Below are 19,592 nucleotides of genomic sequence, written 5' to 3' on the forward strand. Positions count from 1 at the left end.
GGGATGGCCTGGGTGTTTTTCATGTCGAGGGTCTCCGGTTTCTTGTGATTGTCCCGACACGATAGAAAGCCTCCTGCCTTGCCCCCTAGAACATCCATGACAACTTGCATAAGCCGGCGGCCACCTTCCATGACTCGTCCCAGGCGTTATATGGCCGGCCAGCGCCCCGGTGCGATAGTCCCTGCATGACCACCCCTGCTCGCAACACCTCAAGGAGCCTGTTTTCATGAGCCAAGTACTGACTGTCGTGCGCAATGCCGCCGAATCGCCCCTGGGCGAGCTGGCACCTGCCAAGTTGCCGATCGGCGAGCCGATCGCCCAGGCCGCCACCGGGCAACACCAGACCGATGAGGCGGTGAACGCCAGCATCGGCGTCTGGGAAAGCAGCCCGGGCGTGTTCCGCCGGCACCTGAAGAACCGTGAGTTCAGCCATATCGTCAGCGGCTGGTGCACCTTCACCCCGGACGGTGGCGAACCGGTGGAACTGCGCGCCGGCGATGCCGTGCTGTTTCCGGAGAACTGCGAGGGCGTGTGGGATATCCGCGAGCCCCTGCGCAAGACCTATGTGCTGTTCTGAAGGAGCGCCAGGATGATCGAACGTATCAACCCCGGAGCGCGCGCCAGCCAATTGGTAATCGTCGATGGGCGCATCGAGACGTCGGGGATCGTGGCCCTGGCGCCTGGGGATATCGCGTCGCAGACCCGCTGCGTGCTGGCCCAGCTCGACGACTGGCTGGCCCAGGTCGGCGCCACCAAGAGCAACCTCACCCGCATGCAGATCTGGCTGGCCGACATGGGCGAGTTCAAGGCGATGAACGAGGTGTACGACGCTTGGGTTGGCGACCAACCACCGGTGCGGGCGTGCGTGGGCGCGGCGTTGGCAACGCCTGAGTACCGGATCGAGATCCAGGCCTTCGGGCAGCGTTGAGAACGCCGGGGCTGCTGTGCAGCCCCTACAATCCTCCTGCTACAACTCCGGGTCCAGCCCCACCTTGTCCCCATGCCAGTCGAAGCGTTCCACCTCATGCCGCCGCTTGCGGAAGCTGTACGGCGTCTCGCCATACTGCTTGCGAAACCACAGGATGAAGTGCGAAGCATCGGAAAACCCGCAAGCCAGGGCGATGGTGGTGATGTTCTGGCTGGTATTGACCAGCAGCCGCCGCGCATGGTCCAGGCGCAGCTTGCGCCAGTAATTGGCAGGCGGCTCCTGAGTGTTGGCGACGAACTCCCGGTGCAGTTGCCGGGGGTGGGTGCCGACCGCCTCGGCCACGGCCTTGAGGGTCATCGAGGCATCCAGGTTGGCGCGCATGAAGGCAATGGCGCGCTGGACACGATCGTTCTGGTAGACGCTGGCCGCTTCCTCCCGCGCCTCCTCCGCCCGCTCGTCCACCAGCAGGTACTCCAGGCCCTTCTGCGCCCGCACCGCGCCGCAGTGTCGGCGGATCAGGCTGGCCGCCAGGTCGATGGCGGTGCCGCCGGGGCAGGTGATGATGCCGCGATCGTCCACGTAGCTCTTGTCGATCACCATGGTGGCCAGGGGAAAGCGCTCCTTGAACTCATCGCGCAAGGTGAAGTGCACCGCGCAGCGCCGGCCATCGAGCAGGCCGGCCTTGCCCAGCACGAACGAGCCGGAACACAGGGCGATGATCGGTACGTTCGCCGCATGCAGGTCGCGCAGCGCCTCCAGCAACCAGGCCGGCGGATTGCGGGTCTCGCCCAGCAAGCCGCCGGCGAGGACGATGTAGTCGTACTGCGCCCACAGGTTCAAGGGCTTGGTCGGCGAGACGGGCATGCCGCAACTGGCGCTGATCGGCTGGTCGTCGAGGGTCATCCAGTCCCACTGGCAGTACACCTGCTGGCTGCGGAACGACTTGTCGGCGGCAAAGCGCAGCGAGTCCACCAGGCCGGCCACCGGCACCAGGGTGAACTGGTTCATCAGCACGAAGCCGACGCGCAGTTCCGGCTTGACCGATGTGGCGATCTGCGGGGCTTGCAGGGGTTCTACTCGTTCTTGGGAAACCATGGACGCGGGCCTTGCGACATCCGGGATAACGCCATTCTAAGGGGCGGTTTCGGTCCGGCATATCATATCGATCCCAAGAAATAGTAGATCCAGGACAAAAGGTGAGCTGGGTTGGCTGAACTGCCGGTCAGTCAAGACGTTCTGTTGCCATTTGGGGCCGCTTCGCAGCCCCCTGCACACTCAATGCCCCCTGAGATACGCCAGCAACCGCCCAAGCATCGCATCGCACCCTTGCAACTGCTCGACACTGAGGTACTCATCCGGCTTGTGCCCCTGGTCCATGCTGCCAGGCCCGCACACCACGGTGGGAATGCCCGCCTGGTCGAACAGCCCGCCTTCGGTGCCGAAGGCCACGGTGGTGAACTCGCTCGAACCACTGAGCAGCGCGACCCACTGCGCCGCCTCGCTGTCAGCCGGGGTGGCCAGCCCCGGGTAGGCGCTCAGCGGCTGCAGGCGGATATCGCTGCCGGCATCCACCGCACGCATGCGCGGCAGCAGCTCGGCCTCGGCGTAGGTCTGCAACTGGTCGACCACGGCCTGCGCCTCGAAACCGGGCAAGGCACGTACCTCGAAGTCGAACTCGCACTCGGCCGGGACGATGTTCAGCGCCCTGCCCCCTTTGATCACGCCGGTCTGCACCGTGGAGAACGGCGGGTCGAAGCGGGTGTCGTGCTGCTCCGGGCGGGCCAGGCCGTCGCCGATCTCACCGAGCCTGCCGATCAACCGCGCCGCGTATTCGATGGCATTGACCCCATAGGGCGCGTAGGCCGAATGGCAGGCCGCACCGTGCACCTGGCAACGCATCGCAAGCTTGCCCTTGTGGCCGAGCACTGGCTTGAGTTCGGTCGGTTCGCCGATCAGGCACAGGCGCGGCTTGTGCGGGCGCTGCTCGAGGGCCGCGAGCATGGAGCGCACACCCAGGCAGCCCACTTCCTCGTCATAGGAAAACGCCAGGTGCACCGGCACCTTCAAGGGTTCGGCGAGCATCGCCGGTACCGCCGCCAGCACCGAGGCGATGAAGCCTTTCATGTCGGCGGTGCCGCGCCCGTACAGGCGGCCATCCTGTTCGCTCAGGCGAAACGGCTCGACACTCCAGGCCTGGCCATCCACCGGTACCACGTCGGTATGCCCGGACAACACCACGCCGCCGCGGTCCGTGGGGCCGATGGTGGCGAACAGGTTGGCCTTGGTGCCTTCGGCGTTGTGGAACAACTCGCTGTGCACGCCCAGGCCCGCCAGGTAGTCGCGGACGAAGGCGATCAACTCGAGGTTGGAGTCGCGGCTGACCGTGGCGAAACCGACCAGCCTGGCCAGCAGCTCACGGCTGGTGAACTCACTCATCGCCAGGCACCCCGTAGCTCGGCGCGGCGGTGGGGTTCAGGGCGCGGGTCACGTAGTCCTGCATCTGCGGCCGGTAGGCCTGCCAGAGCTGGTCGAGGGCCGCGATGGGGTCTTCGTCCGTCCAGTCCACGCGCAGGTCGACCAGCGGCCAGGTCAGCTCGCCGGCGATCTTCAGCGCCGCCGAATGCACAGGCCCCGCCTCGCCGCCGGCGGCGATCGCGGCGTGCATGGCGGCCAGCAGGCGGTCAGCCAGGTGCCCGTCGGCCTGTTCGAACGCCTCGACCATGGCTTCGATGACCTGGGTGGAGGTCAGCAGGTTGCCCGCCGCCGCGCATTGCTCGCCCGCCACGGCGTTGTGCACGCCTAGGGCCTCCTTGCCGGTGAACAGCGCCACCTGGCCTTGGCTGTCGATCACCGTGACCTGGCGATACTCGCTCCAGCCGTTGGCGCTGAGTACCCGGTCCAGGGCGGCGGCAGGTGGCAGTTGGGCCTGCTCCAGGACATCGAGGATCTGCGGGCCGAGGGCCGGCAAGGTGATGTTCTGGGTGGCCACGGCACCCACACCGGCGCGTACCCAGGGGCAGCGGGCGCCCACGGCGATGCTCGACGAGCTGATGGCGATGCCCAACTGGCCGGTTTCCTGGCAGCGGCCAATGATGGAAAAGGTCATGTCTGCGACTCCTGATCGTGTCTGTCCCATGCACTGCGAAAAGCGAACTTTCGCGTAATCGAAGGCATTCTGGGCAGAAGCGGCCGGCCCACGAAACCACCTTTTTCCTGGGTCTTGGGCAGGAAAAAACTAAGCCGGGCCAAGGGCCAGGAAATTGCCCGCGCCAATGGCCTCCAGCATGGCTCAAAGCCCCGTATCACAAGGCCTTCGTCAATTTATGGGCAAGCATTAGCTAAATAATAATTTCGCGATCCAAAGCGCATCCCTAGTCTGGCCCCAGGCAAAGACGGTCTCCCAACCGACCTGAATAAAACCGCCTTTCAAGAAGGGATCGGACATGACAATGAACACAATCGAAATCGACACCCTCGTGGTGGGTGCCGGCCAGGCCGGCGTGGCCATGAGCGAGCACCTGAGCAAACTCGGCGTGCCCCACCTGGTGCTGGAGCGCAAGCGCATCGCCGAAGCCTGGCGTACCGGCCGCTGGGATTCCCTGGTGGCCAACGGGCCGGTCTGGCACGACCGCTTCCCAGGGCTGGAATTCGACCTCGACCCCGATGCCTTCGCTGGCAAGGACCAGGTCGCCGACTACTTCGAGACCTACGTGCGCAAGTACAACCTGCCGGTGCGCACCGGCGTCGAGGTGAAGAAAGTGGTGCGCAACGCCGACCGCCCGGGCTTCACCATCGAAACCAACGAGGGCATGATCCACGCCAACCGTGTGGTGGCCGCCACCGGCCCGTTCCAGCGCCCGGTGATCCCGGCCATCGCGCCGAAGGACGAACGCCTGCACCAGATCCACTCGGCCGCCTACTACAACCCTCAGCAACTGCCCGAAGGCGCGGTGCTGGTCGTCGGTGCCGGCTCCTCGGGCGTGCAGATCGCCGAGGAACTGATGCGTGCCGGGCGCAAGGTCTACCTGTCGGTAGGCGCCCATGACCGCCCGCCACGCAGCTACCGTAACCGTGACTTCTGCTGGTGGCTGGGCGTGCTCGGCGAATGGGACGCGGAAATCGCCAAGCCTGGCCGCGAGCACGTGACCATCGCCGTCAGCGGCGCCCGTGGCGGCCATACCGTGGACTTCCGCGCCCTGGCCCACCAAGGCATGACCCTGGTCGGCCTGACCAAGGCCTTCGCCGACGGCGTGGTCACCTTCCAGCCCGACCTGGCCGACAACATCCGTCGTGGCGACGAGAACTACCTGGCCCTGCTCGATGCCGCCGATGCCTACGTCGAGCGCAACGGCCTGGACCTGCCGGAAGAGCCCGAGGCCCGCAAGCGTCTGCCGGACCCTGCGTGCATCAGCGAGCCGCTGCTGCAACTGGACCTGGCCGAGGCTGGCGTCAGCACGATCATCTGGGCCACCGGCTATGGCGTGGACTTCAGCTGGCTGCAGGTCGATGCCTTCGACGCCAATGGCAAGCCGCAGCACCAGCGCGGCGTGTCCAAGGAGCCTGGGGTGTACTTCCTCGGCCTGCCCTGGCTGTCGCGCCGTGGCTCTTCGTTCATCTGGGGCGTGTGGCACGACGCCAAGCACGTGGCCGGCCATATCGCCACCCAGCGCACCTACCTGGCCTACCGCGACCGCGAGCAGCGCGCGGCGGATGCCGAGCACACCCCTTCCCCGATCAAGAAAGTCAGCACCCTCGGAGTTCACTGATGCCTACCCATACCCGTATCCGCATGTTCAACACCAAGGCGACCTACCCCAACCAGTCGCTGGACAACGACCTCTGCCAGGCCGTGCGCGCCGGCAACACCATCTATGTGCGCGGCCAGGTCGGCACCGACTTCGACGGCCGCCTGGTGGGCCTGGGCGATCCCCGTGCCCAGGCCGAGCAGGCGATGAAGAACGTCAAGCAACTGCTCGAGGAGGCCGGCTCGGACCTGTCGCACATCGTCAAGACCACCACCTACATCACCGACCCTCGCTTCCGCGAGCCGGTGTACCAGGAGGTCGGCAAGTGGCTCAAGGGTGTGTTCCCGATTTCCACCGGGCTGGTGGTGGCGGGGTTGGCCCAGCCTGAGTGGCTGATGGAGATCGATGTGATCGCGGTGGTGCCTGAGCAGGTGTAGGCCCTTTACCCATTTTGGGGGCGCTTCGCGCCCCTTTCCGACCGGCCCGGCCGGAAAGGGCTGCAAAGCAGCCCCAGGACTACGGCTCAGAACCGCGCCAGCTCCTCCCGGCAGAACTCGACGAACAGCTGCGCCGGCTTGGTCAACTGCACCCGCTTCAAGCGCGCCGCCGCAAGCCCCGACAGGGCCACCGGCTCGGCGATGTCCACGGTCACCAACCGCTGCCCGTCATAGGTGCACTCCGAATGCGGCCGGGTCACCAGCAGCGAGAACCCGAACCCCTGCCCCACCATCCCCCGCACCATCTCGATCGACGGCGAACTGAAGACGATGTTCGGCGTCAGCCCCAGCTCGTTGAACAGGCTGACGAAGTAGGTACGGCTGGGCGCCACGTCGAGCAGGATCATCGGCTCCGGGCACAGGTCGCGCAGCGACACCTGGGCCTGTCCGGCGAAGCGGTGCTTTTCCGGCAGCAATACATAAGGTTTCTGCGGCGGCATCAGGGGTTCGGCCTCGATGGTGCCGTCCAGGTCATGGTCGTAAAGGAAGGCCAGGTCGAAGGTACCGGCGGTCAGCCCCTGGATCAGGTCCTGTTGCTCGCCGTCGCGCAGGCGGATGTCCACGCCGGGGTAGCGCTCGCGAAAGCCGGCGATCAGCCTGGGCAGGTACAAGGGCGCCACGGTCTCGAAGCAGCCGATGTCGATCTGTCCGGCCACCGTGTCGTTGTCGGCCAAGGCATTCTGCTCGAACTCGTGGGTCATCTGCAGCAGGGCCTTGGTCTTGGCGTAGAAACGCTTACCGCTGGGGGTCAGCGACACGCCCTGGGCATGGTGGCGGATGAACAGCTGGACGCCGAAGCTCTCCTCCAGGCTCTTGATCGCCGTCGAGATCGACGGCTGGGCGATGTACAGCTGGCGGGAGGCCTCGGCCACGCTGCCGGCCTCCACGGTGGTGACGAAGTACTTGAGTTGTCGCAAGGTATAGGAAGCCACAGGCACCTCTCTGGCGCCTAAGGGCGGCGCGCGGGGATCTTTCCTGCCACCTTACCCCAGCGCCGGCCTGGCGGGCGCAGGAAAGACGCAAGGATTTGCCTAAGGCCTGGGCATATTTGCGCTATCCAGGCCGGCCCCGCGCAGGGGTGGCGCTACTGCACCACCCCGCAGGCCACCCGATCCCCGCCACCACCGAGCTTCTCGGGGTGGTCGCTGTGGTTGTCACCACCGGCGTGCACCATCAAGGCATGCCCCTTGAAGTCACCGGCCTTCAGGCGTGGTGCCAGCACCGGGTAGGTCGCCGTGCCATCGGCCGCGACATACAAAGCCGGCAGGTCGCCACGATGGCCACTGTCGTCGTAAGGGCCCTTGTGGGCATTGGTGGCGTCCGGGTCCCAATGGCCGCCGGCGGCACCGGCCGGCACCGGCTTGCCGTTTTCCTCGGCCGGCTCGCACGAGGGCCGCTGGTGCAAGTGGAAGCCATGCACGCCCGGTGGCAGGTCCTTCAGGTCTGGCGTGAGCACGGCGCCGTACTGGCTCTGCTCGATGCTCACGGTACCGATCGGCTTGCCGGGCCCGTCGGGCGCCGCGAGCGTCAGCTCCACGGTCTGGGCGGCCTGGGCGAGGCCAGCGGCGGCCAGCAATGCGGTCATTAGCACTGTTTTCATGACGATTCTCCATGGCTTGGATGCGTCGGGCGTCGTACCCGCCTGGGCAGGCACGCAACGCGCCCGCATAACAGGTGGGACTGCCCAGCCTGGCGACGATTCCATCCAATCACGGCCGGATACACGTCCATCCTGTGGAAGGAACCTCCTGGCCCCTGGGCTTTCTACCCAGCATCCCAGCGAAGGAGGCCCGTCCCATGCTCGACCCCGCAACCGGCATGCAACCTGGCGAACGCTATACCCTCGACAACGAGGAGCGTACCTGGCAGTTCTCCGGTTTTTTCCTCGACGGCAAGTACTACCTCGGCCCCGACCTGCAGACCGCCCTCGGCTGGCTGGAGGGCACGCGCTTCTACTACGACGATGTCGACCCGGACGGCCAGCCGATCTTTCCCGATCGCCTGGCCGGCACCATCGAGGACTTGGTCCTGACCCTGGCCGACGGCACGACGCTCAAGCTGCTAGGTTCGCTGCAAGGCCACCCGAGCGACCGCCGCAAGGGCCTGTGAGGCACACGCCGCCGATCGGCGAAACGGCCGGGCCGCCCGGCGATTCTTGACGAAGCGGCCATACTTGGACTCCGTCGCCCCTGCGCCGAAGGCCCCGCATGCCCAGCCGCCGCCCATTCTTCGACTTGCGTACCCTCGTGCTCGGCATGGTAGTGCTGGCTTGCCTGGCCACCTTGTGCAACAGCCTCTACGTGGCCTACCGGGTGCAACGCGACGCCCTGGTGCAGGTCGCCCTGCAGGCCAACCAGGCCTACGCCAGCAAAGTGGCGTCGAGCATCGGCGAATTCCTCCGCTCGGCGCACAGTCACCTGCGCTACAGCGCCGGCCTGCTGGCCGCGGGTCTCGACGATCCAGCCCTGCTGCGTGCCGAAGCCGTGCGCTTGCAGGCCCAGGACGAGGACTTCAATTCCATCGTCATCGCCAATGCCGAGGGCCACGTGCTCACGGCCTACCCGGACATCCGCCAGATCGCCAGCCTCCCGTACCGCTCGCCCGAGATCCAGCAAGCGGTGAGCGAACGCCGCCCCCTGGTCAGCCGGGCCTACACCTCCCAGGGCGGCGACCTGGTGGTGTTCATCTGCGAGCCGATCTTCGCCGACGATGGCCGCTTCCTCGGCATCGTCGGCGGCTCGGTGTTCCTCAAGAAAGAAAGCGCGCTGCATACGGTGATTGGCGCTCACTACCACCACGATGGCACCTACGCCTTCGTCGCCGATGCCAACGCGCGCCTGCTCTATCACCCGGACTACCAACGCATCGGCGAAGCGATCAGCGGCAGCCCGACCCTCAGCGCAGCGCTGCGCGGCGAGAGCGGCACCCTGCAAGCCCCCAACTACATCGGCATCCCCATGCTCGCCGGCTTCGCCCCGGTACCCGCCGCCCATTGGGCCGTGGTGGCCCAGCAACCCGAAGCGCGTGCCCTCGCCCCGCTCACCGAACTGATGCGCAAGATGCTGCTGCATATCCTGCCGGCCAGCGTGGTCGGCCTGCTGCTGGTGCTGTGGATGACCCACCGGCTGACCCGGCCACTGCGCCAGTTGGCCCGCCGCGCGACCCACCTGACGGCCAACGAGGCCGGCGAGGAGCAGCCGCGAATCGATGCCTGGTATGCCGAGGCCGCCGCCATCCGCAGCGCCCTGCTCACCGGCGAGCGGCTGCTGCAGGACAAGCTCGGCCTCCTGCGCCTGGAAGCCCAGAGCGACGCCCTGACCGGGCTGGCCAACCGCCGGGCACTGCAGGCCGCCCTAGACACGCTCATGGCCAGCGGCCGCGACTTCGCCGTACTGGCCCTGGACATCGATCATTTCAAGCGGGTCAACGACACCCACGGCCACGATGCCGGCGACGAGGTGCTCAAGCACCTGGCCAACCTGCTGCGCCATGGCTCGCGTAGCCACGACCTGGCCTGCCGGGTCGGCGGCGAGGAGTTCACCATGCTACTGCCGGACACTGGCCCGGCCGATGCCCGGCAAATCGCCGAACGTATCCGCCAGGCCGTCGAGCAGGCCGAGACACCCTACGTCGGCCGGCTGACCCTGTCCATCGGCGTGGCCTGCCGCCAGCCCGATACCCTGCTGGCCGAGACGGTACTCAAGCAGGCCGACGAACAGCTGTACAAGGCCAAGCAGAATGGGCGGAACCGGGTCGAGGCGCTCACATCCTGATGCCGATGATGTGCGACGTTGAAACGGAGGGTGCGCTGCTGGGCTTTCCAAACGAAGCGCGCAAAGGGCTGTCGCTACCTACGTATGCCGGATACCACCGCAACCTCTCCCGGTAGTATCCAGCCATTCACGTCATTCAAACTCAACGTCGGCAAGTACGCAGTCATCCCCAATACGCTTGTAGCCCGACTCGCAGGGTATAGGTAGCACCGGCCCGATCGACCTGGGTGTTCTGCGCAGTGGCACCTGCTCCGGATTGGCAGCCTCGCCATCCCCCCGACTGTTTTCGGCCACGTTCTGCCCGATGCCGACGGGGCTGGTCGTCTTCGGCATCACTGCCGTCGCCTCCTGCGCCTGTGCGACCTGGACCGGCCCTGCGATCGCCAGCAAGGCAACCATCACCGTTACTTTCATGATTAGCGCTCCTCGGTTTGCGTTGGTCGGCCTTATGCCAACAACCGGCAAACGCTACGCAGTACCCGAGCAGAGATACATCTGGAAAGGGTGCGCGCTCCAGCCTTTGGCAGCCGCTAGGCGCAGGCCCGATCACCTGACGCCCAGCATCCCCCGCTCGACGATGAAGTCGATCACCGCCTGCAGCCCCTCGCCCTTTTTCAGGTTGCTGAAGGTCCACGGCCGCTCCGGGCGCATGCGCTGGGTGTCGCGCGCCATCACCTCCAGCGAGGCGCCGACGTACGGCGCCAGGTCCGTCTTGTTGATCACCAGGAAATCCGACTTGGTGATGCCCGGCCCGCCCTTGCGCGGGATCTTCTCGCCTTCGGCGACATCGATCACGTAGAGGGTCAGGTCGGCGAGCTCCGGGCTGAAGGTAGCGCTCAGGTTGTCGCCGCCGCTTTCCACGAAGATCACCTCGAGGTTGCCGAAGCGGCGCGCCAGCGCTTCCACCGCGGCCAGGTTCATCGAGGCGTCCTCGCGGATGGCGGTGTGCGGGCAGCCGCCGGTTTCCACGCCGACGATGCGCTCAGGCTCCAGGGCGCCGGCCTCGGTGAGGATGCGCTGGTCTTCCTTGGTATAGATGTCGTTGGTCACCACGGCGATCTGGTAATGATCGCGCATGGCCTTGCACAGCGCTTCGAGCAGCGCGGTCTTGCCGGAGCCGACCGGGCCGCCGACACCGACGCGCAGGGGTTGCTGGTAGCTTTGCATGGAGGCAGTCCTCAGGAACGGAACAAACGGGTGTATTGGGTTTCATGACGTGACGAGGCGATCGCCAACAGCGGCAGGCCGCCACCGAGCTGGTCGTCCTCCAGCGCCAGGGCCTGGTCGAGCGCCGTCGGCAGCGCCTCGCCCAAGTCGCGCAGCAGAGTCTGGGCAGCCTGCTGGCCGAACGGCACCAGCTTGACGCCAGCCATCACCGCGCCTTCCAGCCAGGCATAGCCATGGCCCAGGGCCAACTGGCGTAGCGGGATCGACCAATGTGCACCCAACCAGGCCATACCGCCCAGTTGGCTGAGTTCGAGGCTAGCCCGCCAGGCCGGTGCCTGGGCCAGTTGCCAACCGTCCAGCAGGCGCGCCAGGGCGCTGCCGCGCTGGCGCTCCTCCAGGCGCAGCTCGGCGGTCTCGCGGTTGGCCAGCAGGAAGCGACTCCACTGGCCGAAGGCCTCGGCATCGCCGGCCTGGCAGGCGCGGTACAGGCGCGCCAGCACCGGCCAATCGAGATAGCCCAGGGTGTCGTGCAACTGCTCGCGCTGCCACGCGCCGAAACTTGCGACGTCGCCCACCCAGCCCACCTCGACGGCCCACTCCAGGCCCTGCGAGTAGGTGAAGCCACCCACCGGCAGGCCCGGGCTCGCCAGTTGCAGCAGGCGCAGCAGCGCCAGGTCGCTGTCCATCAGCCGGCCAGTACCATGGCGGCGCCGGCCAGCAGGCCGCCACCGAAGGCCTTCTGCAGGCCGCTGTGCCGACGCAGCAGGCAACCTACGGCGAAACCGGCCAGCAACAGCAGGCCGCTGACCGTGACGAAACCTGCGCTGAACAGCCAGAACGCGCTCGGCGTGGCCTCCACGCCATGGGCCCAGCCATGGAACAGGGCGAACACCGGCATGGCCAGGGCCAGCAGCAGTTGTCGGTCGGGCACCAACAGCGCGGCGGCGGCCACCAGCAGGGAACCGATGATCATCGTCTCCATGCCCAGCACGTCACCGAACAGGTGCCCGCATACGGCACCGGCGAACATCGCGCCCAAGGTCGCCAGGGGCAGTGCCAGGTTGCGTCGGGTCAGTGCCGCCAGCACACCGGTGCCCAGCAGCATCAACAGGTGGTCGAGGCCGGTCAGCGGATGCAGCAGGCCATCGTGCAGCGGGTTGCTGTCATGGCCCGGGTGAGCGAACGCAGGTACCGCTACCAGCAGCAGGACAAGGGCGAGGGTCTTTTTCATCGAGGGCTCCAACGGCAGTTCAGGAATGGGCGTGCAGACGCACGAAGGGGTGGTCGTGGCCATGGTTGTGCGGGGCGCTCTGGTAGGCGCCGGCTTCCGGCTCGAACGGCGCCTGCTCGGCCTCCACGGCCAGGCCGAGGCCGCGCAGCATGTCGTCCAGCACGTGGTCGTGCTGGTAGCGCAACAGGCCGGGTTCGATCTGCAGCGGGACATGGCGGTTGCCCAGGTGATAGGCAGCGCGGGCCAGCAGGTGCGGGTCGGCGCAGCGCACCGTGGACACCGCCTCCGGCGCGGCCAGCACGCGCACCACTTGCGTGCCGTCGGCGTCGGCGAGCAGCTCGCCGCCGCGCAGCAGGTGACCGCGCTCGAGCATCAGGCCCGCCTCGCGGCCATCGTCGAGGGTCACGCGCAGACGGCTCTTGATGCGGCTGTCCACATCCAGGGTGACGGTGCCGGTGACCGTGGCGGCCTCGGCGATCCGGCGGGTCAGGACAATCATGTTCGCTCCTTCAGAACAGGAAATAACGCTGGGCCAGCGGCAGTTCGCGGGCCGGCTCGCACACCAGCAGCTCGCCATCGGCGCGCACCTGGTAGGTCTGGGCATCGACTTCGATCACCGGCTGCAGGCCGTTGTGCAGCATGTCGGCCTTGCGCACCCGGCGGCAGCCCCGGGCCACGCCGATCAAGCTGTGCAGGCCGAGCGCATCGGGCAGGCCACGGTCCAGGGCGGCCTGGGACAGGAAGGTCATGCGCGTGGCATGCCGTGCCGCGCCCAGGGCGCCGAACATCGGCCGGTAGTGCACCGGTTGTGGGGTCGGGATCGAGCCGTTGATATCGCCCATCGGCGCCGTGACGATCATCCCGCCCTTGAGTACCAGGGCCGGCTTGACCGCGAAGAACGCCGGCGACCAGAGCACCAGGTCGGCCAGCTTGCCGACTTCCACCGAGCCCACCTCGTGGGCGATACCGTGGGTCAGCGCCGGGTTGATGGTGTACTTGGCGATGTAGCGCTTGACCCGGAAGTTGTCGCTGTACGCGCCATCCGGCGCCAGCGGCCCGCGGCGCAGCTTCATCTGGTGCGCCACCTGCCAGGTACGTAGCACCACCTCGCCGACCCGGCCCATGGCCTGGGAGTCGGACGAGGTCATGGCGAAGGCGCCCAGGTCGTGGAGGATGTCTTCGGCGGCGATGGTCTCGCGGCGGATGCGCGACTCGGCGAAGGCCACGTCCTCGGCGATGCTCGGGTCCAGGTGGTGACAGACCATGAGCATGTCCAGGTGCTCATCGACCGTGTTGACCGTGTACGGCAGGGTCGGGTTGGTCGAGGACGGCAGCACGTTGGCCTGCCCCGCTGCGCGGATGATGTCCGGGGCATGGCCGCCGCCGGCGCCTTCGGTATGGAAGGTGTGGATGGTGCGATCGCCGATGGCGGCCAGGGTGTCCTCGATGCAGCCGGACTCGTTGAGGGTGTCGGTGTGGATGGCCACCTGGATGTCCATCTCTTCGGCCACGCCCAGGCAACAATCGATGGCGGCGGGCGTGGAGCCCCAGTCCTCGTGCAGCTTCAGGCCCACCGCGCCGGCGGCGATCTGCTCGCGCAGCGCCTCAGGCCGCGAGGCGTTGCCCTTGCCCAGCAGGCCGATGTTGATCGGCAGGCTGTCGGCGGCCTGGAGCATGCGCGCCAGGTACCAGGGGCCTGGGGTGCAGGTGGTGGCGTTGGTCCCGGTCGCCGGCCCGGTGCCGCCGCCGATGAAGGTGGTGACGCCACTGGTCAGCGCCTCCTCCACCTGCTGCGGGCAGATGAAATGGATGTGCGAGTCGATACCGCCGGCAGTGACGATCTTGCCCTCGGCGGCGATCACCTCGGTGCCCGGCCCGACCGGCACGGTGACACCGGGCTGCACGTCGGGGTTGCCGGCCTTGCCGATCGCGGCGATACGCCCCTGGCGCACACCGATGTCGGCCTTGACGATGCCCCAGTGGTCGATGATCAGGGCGTTGGTCAACACCAGGTCCATGGCCTCGGCGGCGAGCATCTGGCCTTGGCCCATGCCATCGCGAATGACCTTGCCGCCGCCGAACTTGACCTCTTCGCCGTAGATCGTGAAGTCCTGCTCCACCTCCACCCACAGCGCGGTGTCGGCCAGGCGCACGCGGTCGCCGACGGTGGGGCCGAACATGTCGGCATAGGCCTGGCGGGAGATACGGCTCATGCCCTGCCCTCCAACGGCCCCATCACCTTGCCTTGGAAGCCGTATACCTCACGGTTGCCGGCGTAGGCCACCAACTGCACGGTACGCGCCTGGCCCGGTTCGAAGCGCACGGCGGTACCGGCCGGGATGTCCAGGCGAAAGCCTCGGGTCGGCTCGCGGTCGAACACCAGGGCGTCGTTGACCTCGAAGAAATGGTAGTGCGAGCCGACCTGCACCGGCCGGTCGCCGTGGTTGGCGACGCTGACGCTGACGGTCGCGCGGCCGGCGTTGAGCTCGATGTCGCCAGCGGCGACCTGGACTTCTCCGGGAATCATGCGGGGCTCCTCAGACAATGGGGTCGTGCACGGTCACCAGCTTGGTGCCGTCGGGAAAGGTCGCCTCGACCTGGACGTCGTGGAGCATCTCGGCGACGCCCTCCATCACCTGGTCGCGGCTGAGCACTTCGCGGCCCAGGCTCATCAGTTCGGCGACACTGCGCCCATCGCGGGCGCCTTCGAGCACCGCCGCACTGATCAGCGCCACCGCCTCCGGGTAGTTGAGCTTCAGGCCACGGCCCAGACGCCGCTCGGCCAGCAGCGCGGCGGTGAACAGCAGCAGTTTGTCTTTCTCTCTCGGGGTCAGCTCCATGGCGTTTCTCTCAGGTGGCCCAGATACGCGGCGGGCACGGCGCCAGGCCGAGGACGGCCGGGCGCAGCAGGTGCCAGAGGCGCTGCAGGGTGTGTTGCAGGTGTTGGTTGTCATGGTCGAGCAGGCGAATCACCAACAGTTGCCCGAGCAAGGTCGCGCCGGCGGGAATCTTTAGCTCATCGAGCAGTAGCCGTACCTGTTCGAGCACAGCCTGGCCGGCGGGCGCCGCGCAGAACGTGGCGACCAAGGGGTGGTCGCCGAGCTTCTCCAGGCGCCCGCCGACGATGCGCAGGCGCTCGTGCAGACCCGGGTCGTCGGGCAGGTCGATACGCAGCCGGCTGTCCAGGCTGCCGTGGTCGAAACGCTCGTTCATCACCGGGCGTCCCAGGCACAGGGTTTCCCAGGCCAGCAGGCGGGCACCGGGCTCGAGGGTGAAGTGGCTGTCGAGGCTGGCGCGTGCGCCGGCGAAGAAAATGCTGTCCTGGGGCAGCCACTCCAGGGTGCTGCCAGCGGCCAGGTGAAAGCGCTGCGCGAGCCGGGCGGTGGGGCCGATGCTGCGGTAGAACTTGCTGGCGCCGGGCATGGTGAGCAGCGCATGGCTGCCCGCTTCCAGGTGAATGTCCAGGTCCAGGCGGTCGCCTGCGACGATGCCGCCCGGGGGGTGGAGGATGTATACATGGCACGGCGCGCCTTCGGGATGGAACGGCCGCTGCACCAAAAGAGGTCCGAAGTGTCGGCGCGCACCAAGACGGGTCACACCATCGCGCTGGACGAAGCGCAACTGCAGGTGGGCACTCCAGCCCTCCTGGTCATCCTGGTGTTCGATCTGTTCCGCCAACGACATTCTGGAGCCCCTGAAATCCCTGGCCTGACGGCCAGCTGCATGGCATTGCACGGCACCCATTGGCACCTGCCCTGACCAATCGATCAAAATTCTCAGGCTGGATATTGCAGATAACGGGCCAGGCCCGCAGATGAAGGCTCATGAAGTCCTTGCCATGGCGCGCGCCAGCGCCGATCACAGGGGCTTGCCAGCGCACAACGCAGGGGCGAGACGGGCGCCCTGTTCCAGTGCCTGCCGCATACAAGGGCGAAGGATCGGGGACCTGCCCTGGTCCAATTCGTGACTGGACGTTTCCGATCCGCGGCGGATGTATTATCGTGGCGAGGTGCGCAAATAACAGCAGCCTGAGCGATCAGGCCTCTGCAAGACAATCGAGGGTGTCATGAGTAACGAGAGCATTAACTGGGACAAGCTGGGCTTCGACTATATCAAGACCGACAAGCGCTACCTGTCCTACTGGCGCAACGGCGAATGGGACAAGGGCACCCTGACCGAAGACAACCAGCTGCACATCAGCGAAGGCTCGACCGCCCTGCACTACGGCCAGCAATGCTTCGAGGGCCTGAAGGCCTACCGTTGCAAGGATGGCTCGATCAACCTGTTCCGCCCCGACCAGAACGCCGCGCGCATGCAGCGCAGCTGCGCCCGCCTGCTGATGCCGCAGGTGCCGACCGACGTGTTCGTCGAGGCGTGCAAGCAGGTGGTCAAGGCCAACGAGCGCTTCGTCCCGCCGCACGGCAAAGGTGCCTTGTACCTGCGTCCGTTCGTCATCGGCGTGGGTGACAACATCGGCGTGCGCACCGCTCCCGAATTCATCTTCTCGATCTTCGCCATCCCGGTCGGCTCGTACTTCAAGGGCGGCATGAAGCCGCACAACTTCGTGATCTCCAGCTACGACCGTGCCGCGCCCCAGGGCACCGGCGCGGCCAAGGTCGGTGGCAACTACGCGGCCAGCCTGTTGCCAGGCGCCGAGGCCAAGAAGGCCCACTTCGCCGACGCCATCTACCTGGACCCGCTGACCCACAGCAAGATCGAGGAAGTCGGTTCGGCCAACTTCTTCGGCATCACCGCCAACAACGAGTTCATCACGCCGAAATCGGCCTCGGTGCTGCCGGGCATCACCCGCCTGTCGCTGATGGAGCTGGCGGCCTCGCGCCTGGGCCTGAAGGTGATCGAGGGCGACGTGGAGATCGACAAGCTCGACCGTTTCGTCGAGGCCGGCGCCTGCGGTACCGCAGCGGTGATCACGCCGATCGGTGGTATCGAGTACAACGGCAAGCTGCACGTGTTCCACGACCTGGAGAAGGTCGGGCCGGTCACCCAGAAGCTCTACAACGAGCTGACCGGTATCCAGAGCGGTGACGTCGAGGCGCCAGCGGGCTGGATCGTCAAGGTCGCCTGACGGCCCGCCTTGCACTGACCACGGGGCATGCCAGCGATGGCATGCCCCGTTTTTTCTGGCCTGCCAGAAGCGGCCCCGTGTTTCCAGATGAATTTTTCTTAAATCCCCACTTGGCTATTCTTTGGCACAATCAGGTTTCCATTCGCTGCCCAGGAACCCGCATGCCCCGCGTACTGACCATCGAAGACGACGCCGTCACCGCCCAGGAAATCGTCGCCGAACTGTCCAGTCATGGCCTGGAGGTGGACTGGGCCGACAATGGCCGCGAGGGGTTGTCCAAGGCCATCGCCGGCGGCTACGACCTGATCACCCTGGACCGCATGCTCCCAGAGGTCGACGGCCTGACCATCGTCACCACCCTGCGCAACCTGAAGATCGCCACGCCCATCCTGATGATCAGCGCTCTGTCCGACGTCGACGAGCGGGTACGCGGGCTGCGTGCCGGTGGCGACGACTACCTGACCAAGCCGTTCGCCTCCGACGAGATGGCCGCGCGGGTCGAGGTGCTGCTACGGCGCAACAGCGTGCCCATGACCCAGACCCGCCTGCAGGTCGCCGACCTCGAGCTGGACCTGATCAGCCATGAAGCACGCCGCGGCGAGCAGACCCTCAACCTGCTGCCCACCGAGTACAAGCTGCTCGAATACCTCATGCGCCATGCCGGCCAGGTGATCACCCGGATGATGATCTTCGAAGAGGTCTGGGGCTATCACTTCGACCCGGGCACCAACCTGATCGACGTGCACATCGGCCGCCTGCGCAAGAAGATCGACCCGCCCGGCCAGACACCGCTCATCCGTACCGTGCGGGGCTCCGGCTATGCCATTGCCGAACCCGTCTAAGGGCTGGAGCTCCTCGACCAGCCGCCTGCTCGCGCTGTACAGCTTCCTCTTCGTAGCCTGGAGCTGCATCCTCATGGGGGTGCTGTACTTCGAGGTCTCCAGCTACCTGAACAAACTGACCCGCCATTCCATGCTGCAACGCCAGCACCTGTTCGCCCACATGAGCGGCAAGCAACTGGACGACGCGCTGATCGCCAGCCAGGCGTTCGAGGAGCGCAGCTTCGACGCCTACGGCCTGTTCGATGCCCAGCTCAACCCCATCGGCGGGCGGATCCGCGCCATTCCGCCGGAGCTCGGCCTGGACGGCCAGGTCCATGAACTGAAACGCTGCCTGGACGCCGATGACCCGCACATGCCACGCGACAGTTGCGACGCGGTGGCGATCAAAGTGCAGGATGGCCGCTGGCTGATACTGGTACGCGACAACGGCTCGTTGTTCGTGGTCACCCGCATCATCCTGCATGCGCTGCTGTGGGGCATCTCCCTGACCCTGATCCCTGGTTTCGCCGGCTGGTACCTGCTGCGTCGCCGGCCACTCAAACGTATCCGCGCCATCCAGGCCCAGGCCGAGCTGATCGTCGCTGGCGACCTCACCCACCGCCTGCCGCTGTCGGCACGGCGTGACGAGTTGGACATGCTGGCCGCCATCGTCAATGCCATGCTCGACCGTATCGAGCGGCTGATGCACGAGGTCAAGGGCGTGTGCGACAACATCGCCCACGACCTGCGCACTCCGCTGACCCGCCTGCGCGCCCAGCTCTACCGGATTCGCCAGCAAAGCGGTGACGACTCGCCCGAGGCCGATGCACTGGACCAGGCCATCGGCGAAACCGATACGCTGATGGCGCGCTTTCGCGGGTTGCTGCGTATCAGCGAGCTGGAGGATCGCCAGCGGCGTGCCGGCTTCGTCCAGCTCGATCCGCATGAGCTGCTGGTGGAACTGCACGATTTCTACCTGCCCCTGGCCGAGGACGGCCGCATTCACCTGTCCCTGGAGCAACCTGCGCAGTTGCCGGCACTGTACGGCGATCGCGAGCTGCTGTTCGAAGCACTGGCCAACCTGGTGGGCAATGGCATCAAGTTCACGCCCGAGGGTGGGCGGGTGTCCATCACGGCGACGCATGACGAGACGGGTGTGCATATCGCCATCGAGGACAGTGGGCCGGGGATTCCCGAAGAGGAGCGTGCCGCGGTGTTGAAGCGCTTCTACCGTAGCGAGGAAGGTCACCGGCACCCTGGGTTCGGGCTCGGGTTGTCGATCGTCGCGGCGATCGTCGACTTGCACGGGTTCAGGCTGGAGGTAGGGGCTGGTGGGCTGGGTGG

At 66.6% G+C, this 19,592-nt stretch carries 22 protein-coding genes and 1 pseudogene; 9 read left to right on the forward strand and 14 right to left on the reverse strand.

From position 1 onward, the window contains the following. Positions 1–226: 226 nt before the first annotated feature. Together WCE05_RS16885 and WCE05_RS16890 are read left to right on the forward strand one after the other, a co-directional pair. Complete coding sequence (locus WCE05_RS16885) at positions 227–577, forward strand: cupin domain-containing protein (protein WP_225790082.1); 351 nt, start codon at positions 227–229, stop codon at positions 575–577. A 12-nt stretch (positions 578–589) separates the two neighbouring features. Next, positions 590–928, forward strand: a complete 339-nt coding sequence (locus WCE05_RS16890; RefSeq protein ID WP_225790081.1) for a RidA family protein — start codon at positions 590–592, stop codon at positions 926–928. A gap of 39 nt (positions 929–967) precedes the next feature. Here WCE05_RS16890 and WCE05_RS16895 read toward each other — a convergent pair whose 3' ends face one another. The 3 genes from WCE05_RS16895 to WCE05_RS16905 form a co-directional block, all read right to left on the reverse strand. After that, positions 968–2,023 carry a GlxA family transcriptional regulator gene (locus WCE05_RS16895; RefSeq protein WP_225790080.1) on the reverse strand — a complete coding sequence of 352 codons (1,056 nt, stop codon included), beginning with the start codon at positions 2,021–2,023 and terminating at the stop codon, positions 968–970. Between the two features lie 180 nt (positions 2,024–2,203). Then, positions 2,204–3,364 carry an acetylornithine deacetylase gene (gene argE / locus WCE05_RS16900; protein ID WP_225790079.1) on the reverse strand — a complete coding sequence of 387 codons (1,161 nt, stop codon included), beginning with the start codon at positions 3,362–3,364 and terminating at the stop codon, positions 2,204–2,206. Continuing rightward, positions 3,357–4,034: a DUF1028 domain-containing protein gene (locus WCE05_RS16905; protein WP_253080069.1), complete on the reverse strand. Its 678-nt coding sequence runs from the start codon at positions 4,032–4,034 to the stop codon at positions 3,357–3,359. The genes argE and WCE05_RS16905 overlap by 8 nt, the downstream gene beginning before the upstream one ends. Positions 4,035–4,371: 337 nt before the next feature. Between WCE05_RS16905 and WCE05_RS16910 the strand changes: the two genes are divergently transcribed. Together WCE05_RS16910 and WCE05_RS16915 are read left to right on the forward strand one after the other, a co-directional pair. After that, positions 4,372–5,694 carry an NAD(P)/FAD-dependent oxidoreductase gene (locus WCE05_RS16910; RefSeq protein WP_225790077.1) on the forward strand — a complete coding sequence of 441 codons (1,323 nt, stop codon included), beginning with the start codon at positions 4,372–4,374 and terminating at the stop codon, positions 5,692–5,694. Beyond that, complete coding sequence (locus WCE05_RS16915) at positions 5,694–6,110, forward strand: RidA family protein (RefSeq protein WP_368816201.1); 417 nt, start codon at positions 5,694–5,696, stop codon at positions 6,108–6,110. The genes WCE05_RS16910 and WCE05_RS16915 overlap by 1 nt, the downstream gene beginning before the upstream one ends. Positions 6,111–6,196: 86 nt before the next feature. On the opposite strand, the gene WCE05_RS16920 is transcribed toward WCE05_RS16915, so the two are convergent. Together WCE05_RS16920 and sodC are read right to left on the reverse strand one after the other, a co-directional pair. Continuing rightward, positions 6,197–7,102 carry a LysR family transcriptional regulator gene (locus WCE05_RS16920; protein ID WP_225790075.1) on the reverse strand — a complete coding sequence of 302 codons (906 nt, stop codon included), beginning with the start codon at positions 7,100–7,102 and terminating at the stop codon, positions 6,197–6,199. A gap of 152 nt (positions 7,103–7,254) precedes the next feature. Further along, positions 7,255–7,770 (reverse strand): superoxide dismutase family protein, encoded by a 516-nt coding sequence (gene sodC / locus WCE05_RS16925; protein ID WP_225790074.1) that lies wholly within the window; start codon positions 7,768–7,770, stop codon positions 7,255–7,257. A 197-nt stretch (positions 7,771–7,967) separates the two neighbouring features. On the opposite strand from sodC, the pseudogene WCE05_RS16930 reads away from it, so the two are divergent. After that, positions 7,968–8,231, forward strand: a pseudogene (locus WCE05_RS16930) (short chain dehydrogenase); the annotation flags it as partial. Positions 8,232–8,377: 146 nt separating this feature from the next. Then, complete coding sequence (locus WCE05_RS16935) at positions 8,378–9,943, forward strand: sensor domain-containing diguanylate cyclase (protein ID WP_253080068.1); 1,566 nt, start codon at positions 8,378–8,380, stop codon at positions 9,941–9,943. Between the two features lie 132 nt (positions 9,944–10,075). Here WCE05_RS16935 and WCE05_RS16940 read toward each other — a convergent pair whose 3' ends face one another. From WCE05_RS16940 to WCE05_RS16980, 9 genes are all read right to left on the reverse strand, one after another. Then, a complete protein-coding gene (locus WCE05_RS16940; protein WP_253080067.1) occupies positions 10,076–10,357 on the reverse strand; it encodes a hypothetical protein in 282 nt (93 codons plus the stop codon). 132 nt (positions 10,358–10,489) lie between these two features. Beyond that, positions 10,490–11,110, reverse strand: a complete 621-nt coding sequence (gene ureG / locus WCE05_RS16945; protein WP_225790070.1) for an urease accessory protein UreG — start codon at positions 11,108–11,110, stop codon at positions 10,490–10,492. Between the two features lie 11 nt (positions 11,111–11,121). After that, the gene (locus WCE05_RS16950; protein ID WP_225790069.1) at positions 11,122–11,796 is read right to left on the reverse strand and encodes an urease accessory protein UreF; all 675 of its coding nucleotides are present in this window, start codon (positions 11,794–11,796) and stop codon (positions 11,122–11,124) included. Continuing rightward, a complete protein-coding gene (locus tag WCE05_RS16955) occupies positions 11,796–12,341 on the reverse strand; it encodes a HupE/UreJ family protein (RefSeq protein WP_225790068.1) in 546 nt (181 codons plus the stop codon). The genes WCE05_RS16950 and WCE05_RS16955 overlap by 1 nt, the downstream gene beginning before the upstream one ends. A 19-nt stretch (positions 12,342–12,360) precedes the next feature. Further along, positions 12,361–12,840: an urease accessory protein UreE gene (gene ureE / locus WCE05_RS16960; protein WP_225790067.1), complete on the reverse strand. Its 480-nt coding sequence runs from the start codon at positions 12,838–12,840 to the stop codon at positions 12,361–12,363. 10 nt (positions 12,841–12,850) lie between these two features. After that, on the reverse strand, positions 12,851–14,554 hold the full coding sequence (gene ureC, locus WCE05_RS16965) for an urease subunit alpha (RefSeq protein WP_225790066.1): 1,704 nt from the start codon (positions 14,552–14,554) through the stop codon (positions 12,851–12,853). Then, positions 14,551–14,868 (reverse strand): urease subunit beta, encoded by a 318-nt coding sequence (locus WCE05_RS16970; RefSeq protein WP_225790065.1) that lies wholly within the window; start codon positions 14,866–14,868, stop codon positions 14,551–14,553. The genes ureC and WCE05_RS16970 overlap by 4 nt, the downstream gene beginning before the upstream one ends. A gap of 10 nt (positions 14,869–14,878) precedes the next feature. Continuing rightward, complete coding sequence (locus WCE05_RS16975; protein WP_225790064.1) at positions 14,879–15,181, reverse strand: urease subunit gamma; 303 nt, start codon at positions 15,179–15,181, stop codon at positions 14,879–14,881. 10 nt (positions 15,182–15,191) lie between these two features. Beyond that, entirely contained in the window at positions 15,192–16,025 is an 834-nt protein-coding gene (locus WCE05_RS16980) for an urease accessory protein UreD (protein ID WP_225790063.1), read from the reverse strand. A 382-nt stretch (positions 16,026–16,407) separates the two neighbouring features. On the opposite strand from WCE05_RS16980, the gene WCE05_RS16985 reads away from it, so the two are divergent. The 3 genes from WCE05_RS16985 to WCE05_RS16995 form a co-directional block, all read left to right on the forward strand. Continuing rightward, positions 16,408–17,427 carry a branched-chain amino acid aminotransferase gene (locus WCE05_RS16985; protein WP_225790062.1) on the forward strand — a complete coding sequence of 340 codons (1,020 nt, stop codon included), beginning with the start codon at positions 16,408–16,410 and terminating at the stop codon, positions 17,425–17,427. A gap of 161 nt (positions 17,428–17,588) precedes the next feature. Then, entirely contained in the window at positions 17,589–18,269 is a 681-nt protein-coding gene (locus WCE05_RS16990) for a response regulator transcription factor (RefSeq protein WP_253080064.1), read from the forward strand. After that, a partial coding sequence (locus WCE05_RS16995; RefSeq protein WP_368816202.1) for a sensor histidine kinase occupies positions 18,247–19,592 on the forward strand: 1,346 nt, incomplete at its 3' end. The genes WCE05_RS16990 and WCE05_RS16995, both read left to right, overlap by 23 nt.

This window comes from Pseudomonas sp. I2 (assembly GCF_040984075.1).
GTDB classification, from domain to species: domain Bacteria; phylum Pseudomonadota; class Gammaproteobacteria; order Pseudomonadales; family Pseudomonadaceae; genus Aquipseudomonas; species Aquipseudomonas guariconensis_B.

Bases quoted from the DNA above. Each gene is read 5' to 3' on its own strand.
- ureE (WP_225790067.1), bottom strand. From the start codon at position 12,840: ATGATTGTCCTGACCCGCCGGATCGCCGAGGCCGCCACGGTCACCGGC.
- WCE05_RS16935 (WP_253080068.1), top strand. From the start codon at position 8,378: ATGCCCAGCCGCCGCCCATTCTTCGACTTGCGTACCCTCGTGCTCGGC.
- WCE05_RS16985 (WP_225790062.1), top strand. From the start codon at position 16,408: ATGAGTAACGAGAGCATTAACTGGGACAAGCTGGGCTTCGACTATATC.
- WCE05_RS16975 (WP_225790064.1), bottom strand. From the start codon at position 15,181: ATGGAGCTGACCCCGAGAGAGAAAGACAAACTGCTGCTGTTCACCGCC.
- ureC (WP_225790066.1), bottom strand. From the start codon at position 14,554: ATGAGCCGTATCTCCCGCCAGGCCTATGCCGACATGTTCGGCCCCACC.
- WCE05_RS16905 (WP_253080069.1), bottom strand. From the start codon at position 4,034: ATGACCTTTTCCATCATTGGCCGCTGCCAGGAAACCGGCCAGTTGGGC.
- WCE05_RS16885 (WP_225790082.1), top strand. From the start codon at position 227: ATGAGCCAAGTACTGACTGTCGTGCGCAATGCCGCCGAATCGCCCCTG.
- WCE05_RS16890 (WP_225790081.1), top strand. From the start codon at position 590: ATGATCGAACGTATCAACCCCGGAGCGCGCGCCAGCCAATTGGTAATC.
- WCE05_RS16910 (WP_225790077.1), top strand. From the start codon at position 4,372: ATGACAATGAACACAATCGAAATCGACACCCTCGTGGTGGGTGCCGGC.
- WCE05_RS16895 (WP_225790080.1), bottom strand. From the start codon at position 2,023: ATGGTTTCCCAAGAACGAGTAGAACCCCTGCAAGCCCCGCAGATCGCC.
- WCE05_RS16915 (WP_368816201.1), top strand. From the start codon at position 5,694: ATGCCTACCCATACCCGTATCCGCATGTTCAACACCAAGGCGACCTAC.
- sodC (WP_225790074.1), bottom strand. From the start codon at position 7,770: ATGAAAACAGTGCTAATGACCGCATTGCTGGCCGCCGCTGGCCTCGCC.
- WCE05_RS16980 (WP_225790063.1), bottom strand. From the start codon at position 16,025: ATGTCGTTGGCGGAACAGATCGAACACCAGGATGACCAGGAGGGCTGG.
- ureG (WP_225790070.1), bottom strand. From the start codon at position 11,110: ATGCAAAGCTACCAGCAACCCCTGCGCGTCGGTGTCGGCGGCCCGGTC.
- WCE05_RS16990 (WP_253080064.1), top strand. From the start codon at position 17,589: ATGCCCCGCGTACTGACCATCGAAGACGACGCCGTCACCGCCCAGGAA.
- WCE05_RS16955 (WP_225790068.1), bottom strand. From the start codon at position 12,341: ATGAAAAAGACCCTCGCCCTTGTCCTGCTGCTGGTAGCGGTACCTGCG.
- argE (WP_225790079.1), bottom strand. From the start codon at position 3,364: ATGAGTGAGTTCACCAGCCGTGAGCTGCTGGCCAGGCTGGTCGGTTTC.
- WCE05_RS16950 (WP_225790069.1), bottom strand. From the start codon at position 11,796: ATGGACAGCGACCTGGCGCTGCTGCGCCTGCTGCAACTGGCGAGCCCG.
- WCE05_RS16940 (WP_253080067.1), bottom strand. From the start codon at position 10,357: ATGAAAGTAACGGTGATGGTTGCCTTGCTGGCGATCGCAGGGCCGGTC.
- WCE05_RS16970 (WP_225790065.1), bottom strand. From the start codon at position 14,868: ATGATTCCCGGAGAAGTCCAGGTCGCCGCTGGCGACATCGAGCTCAAC.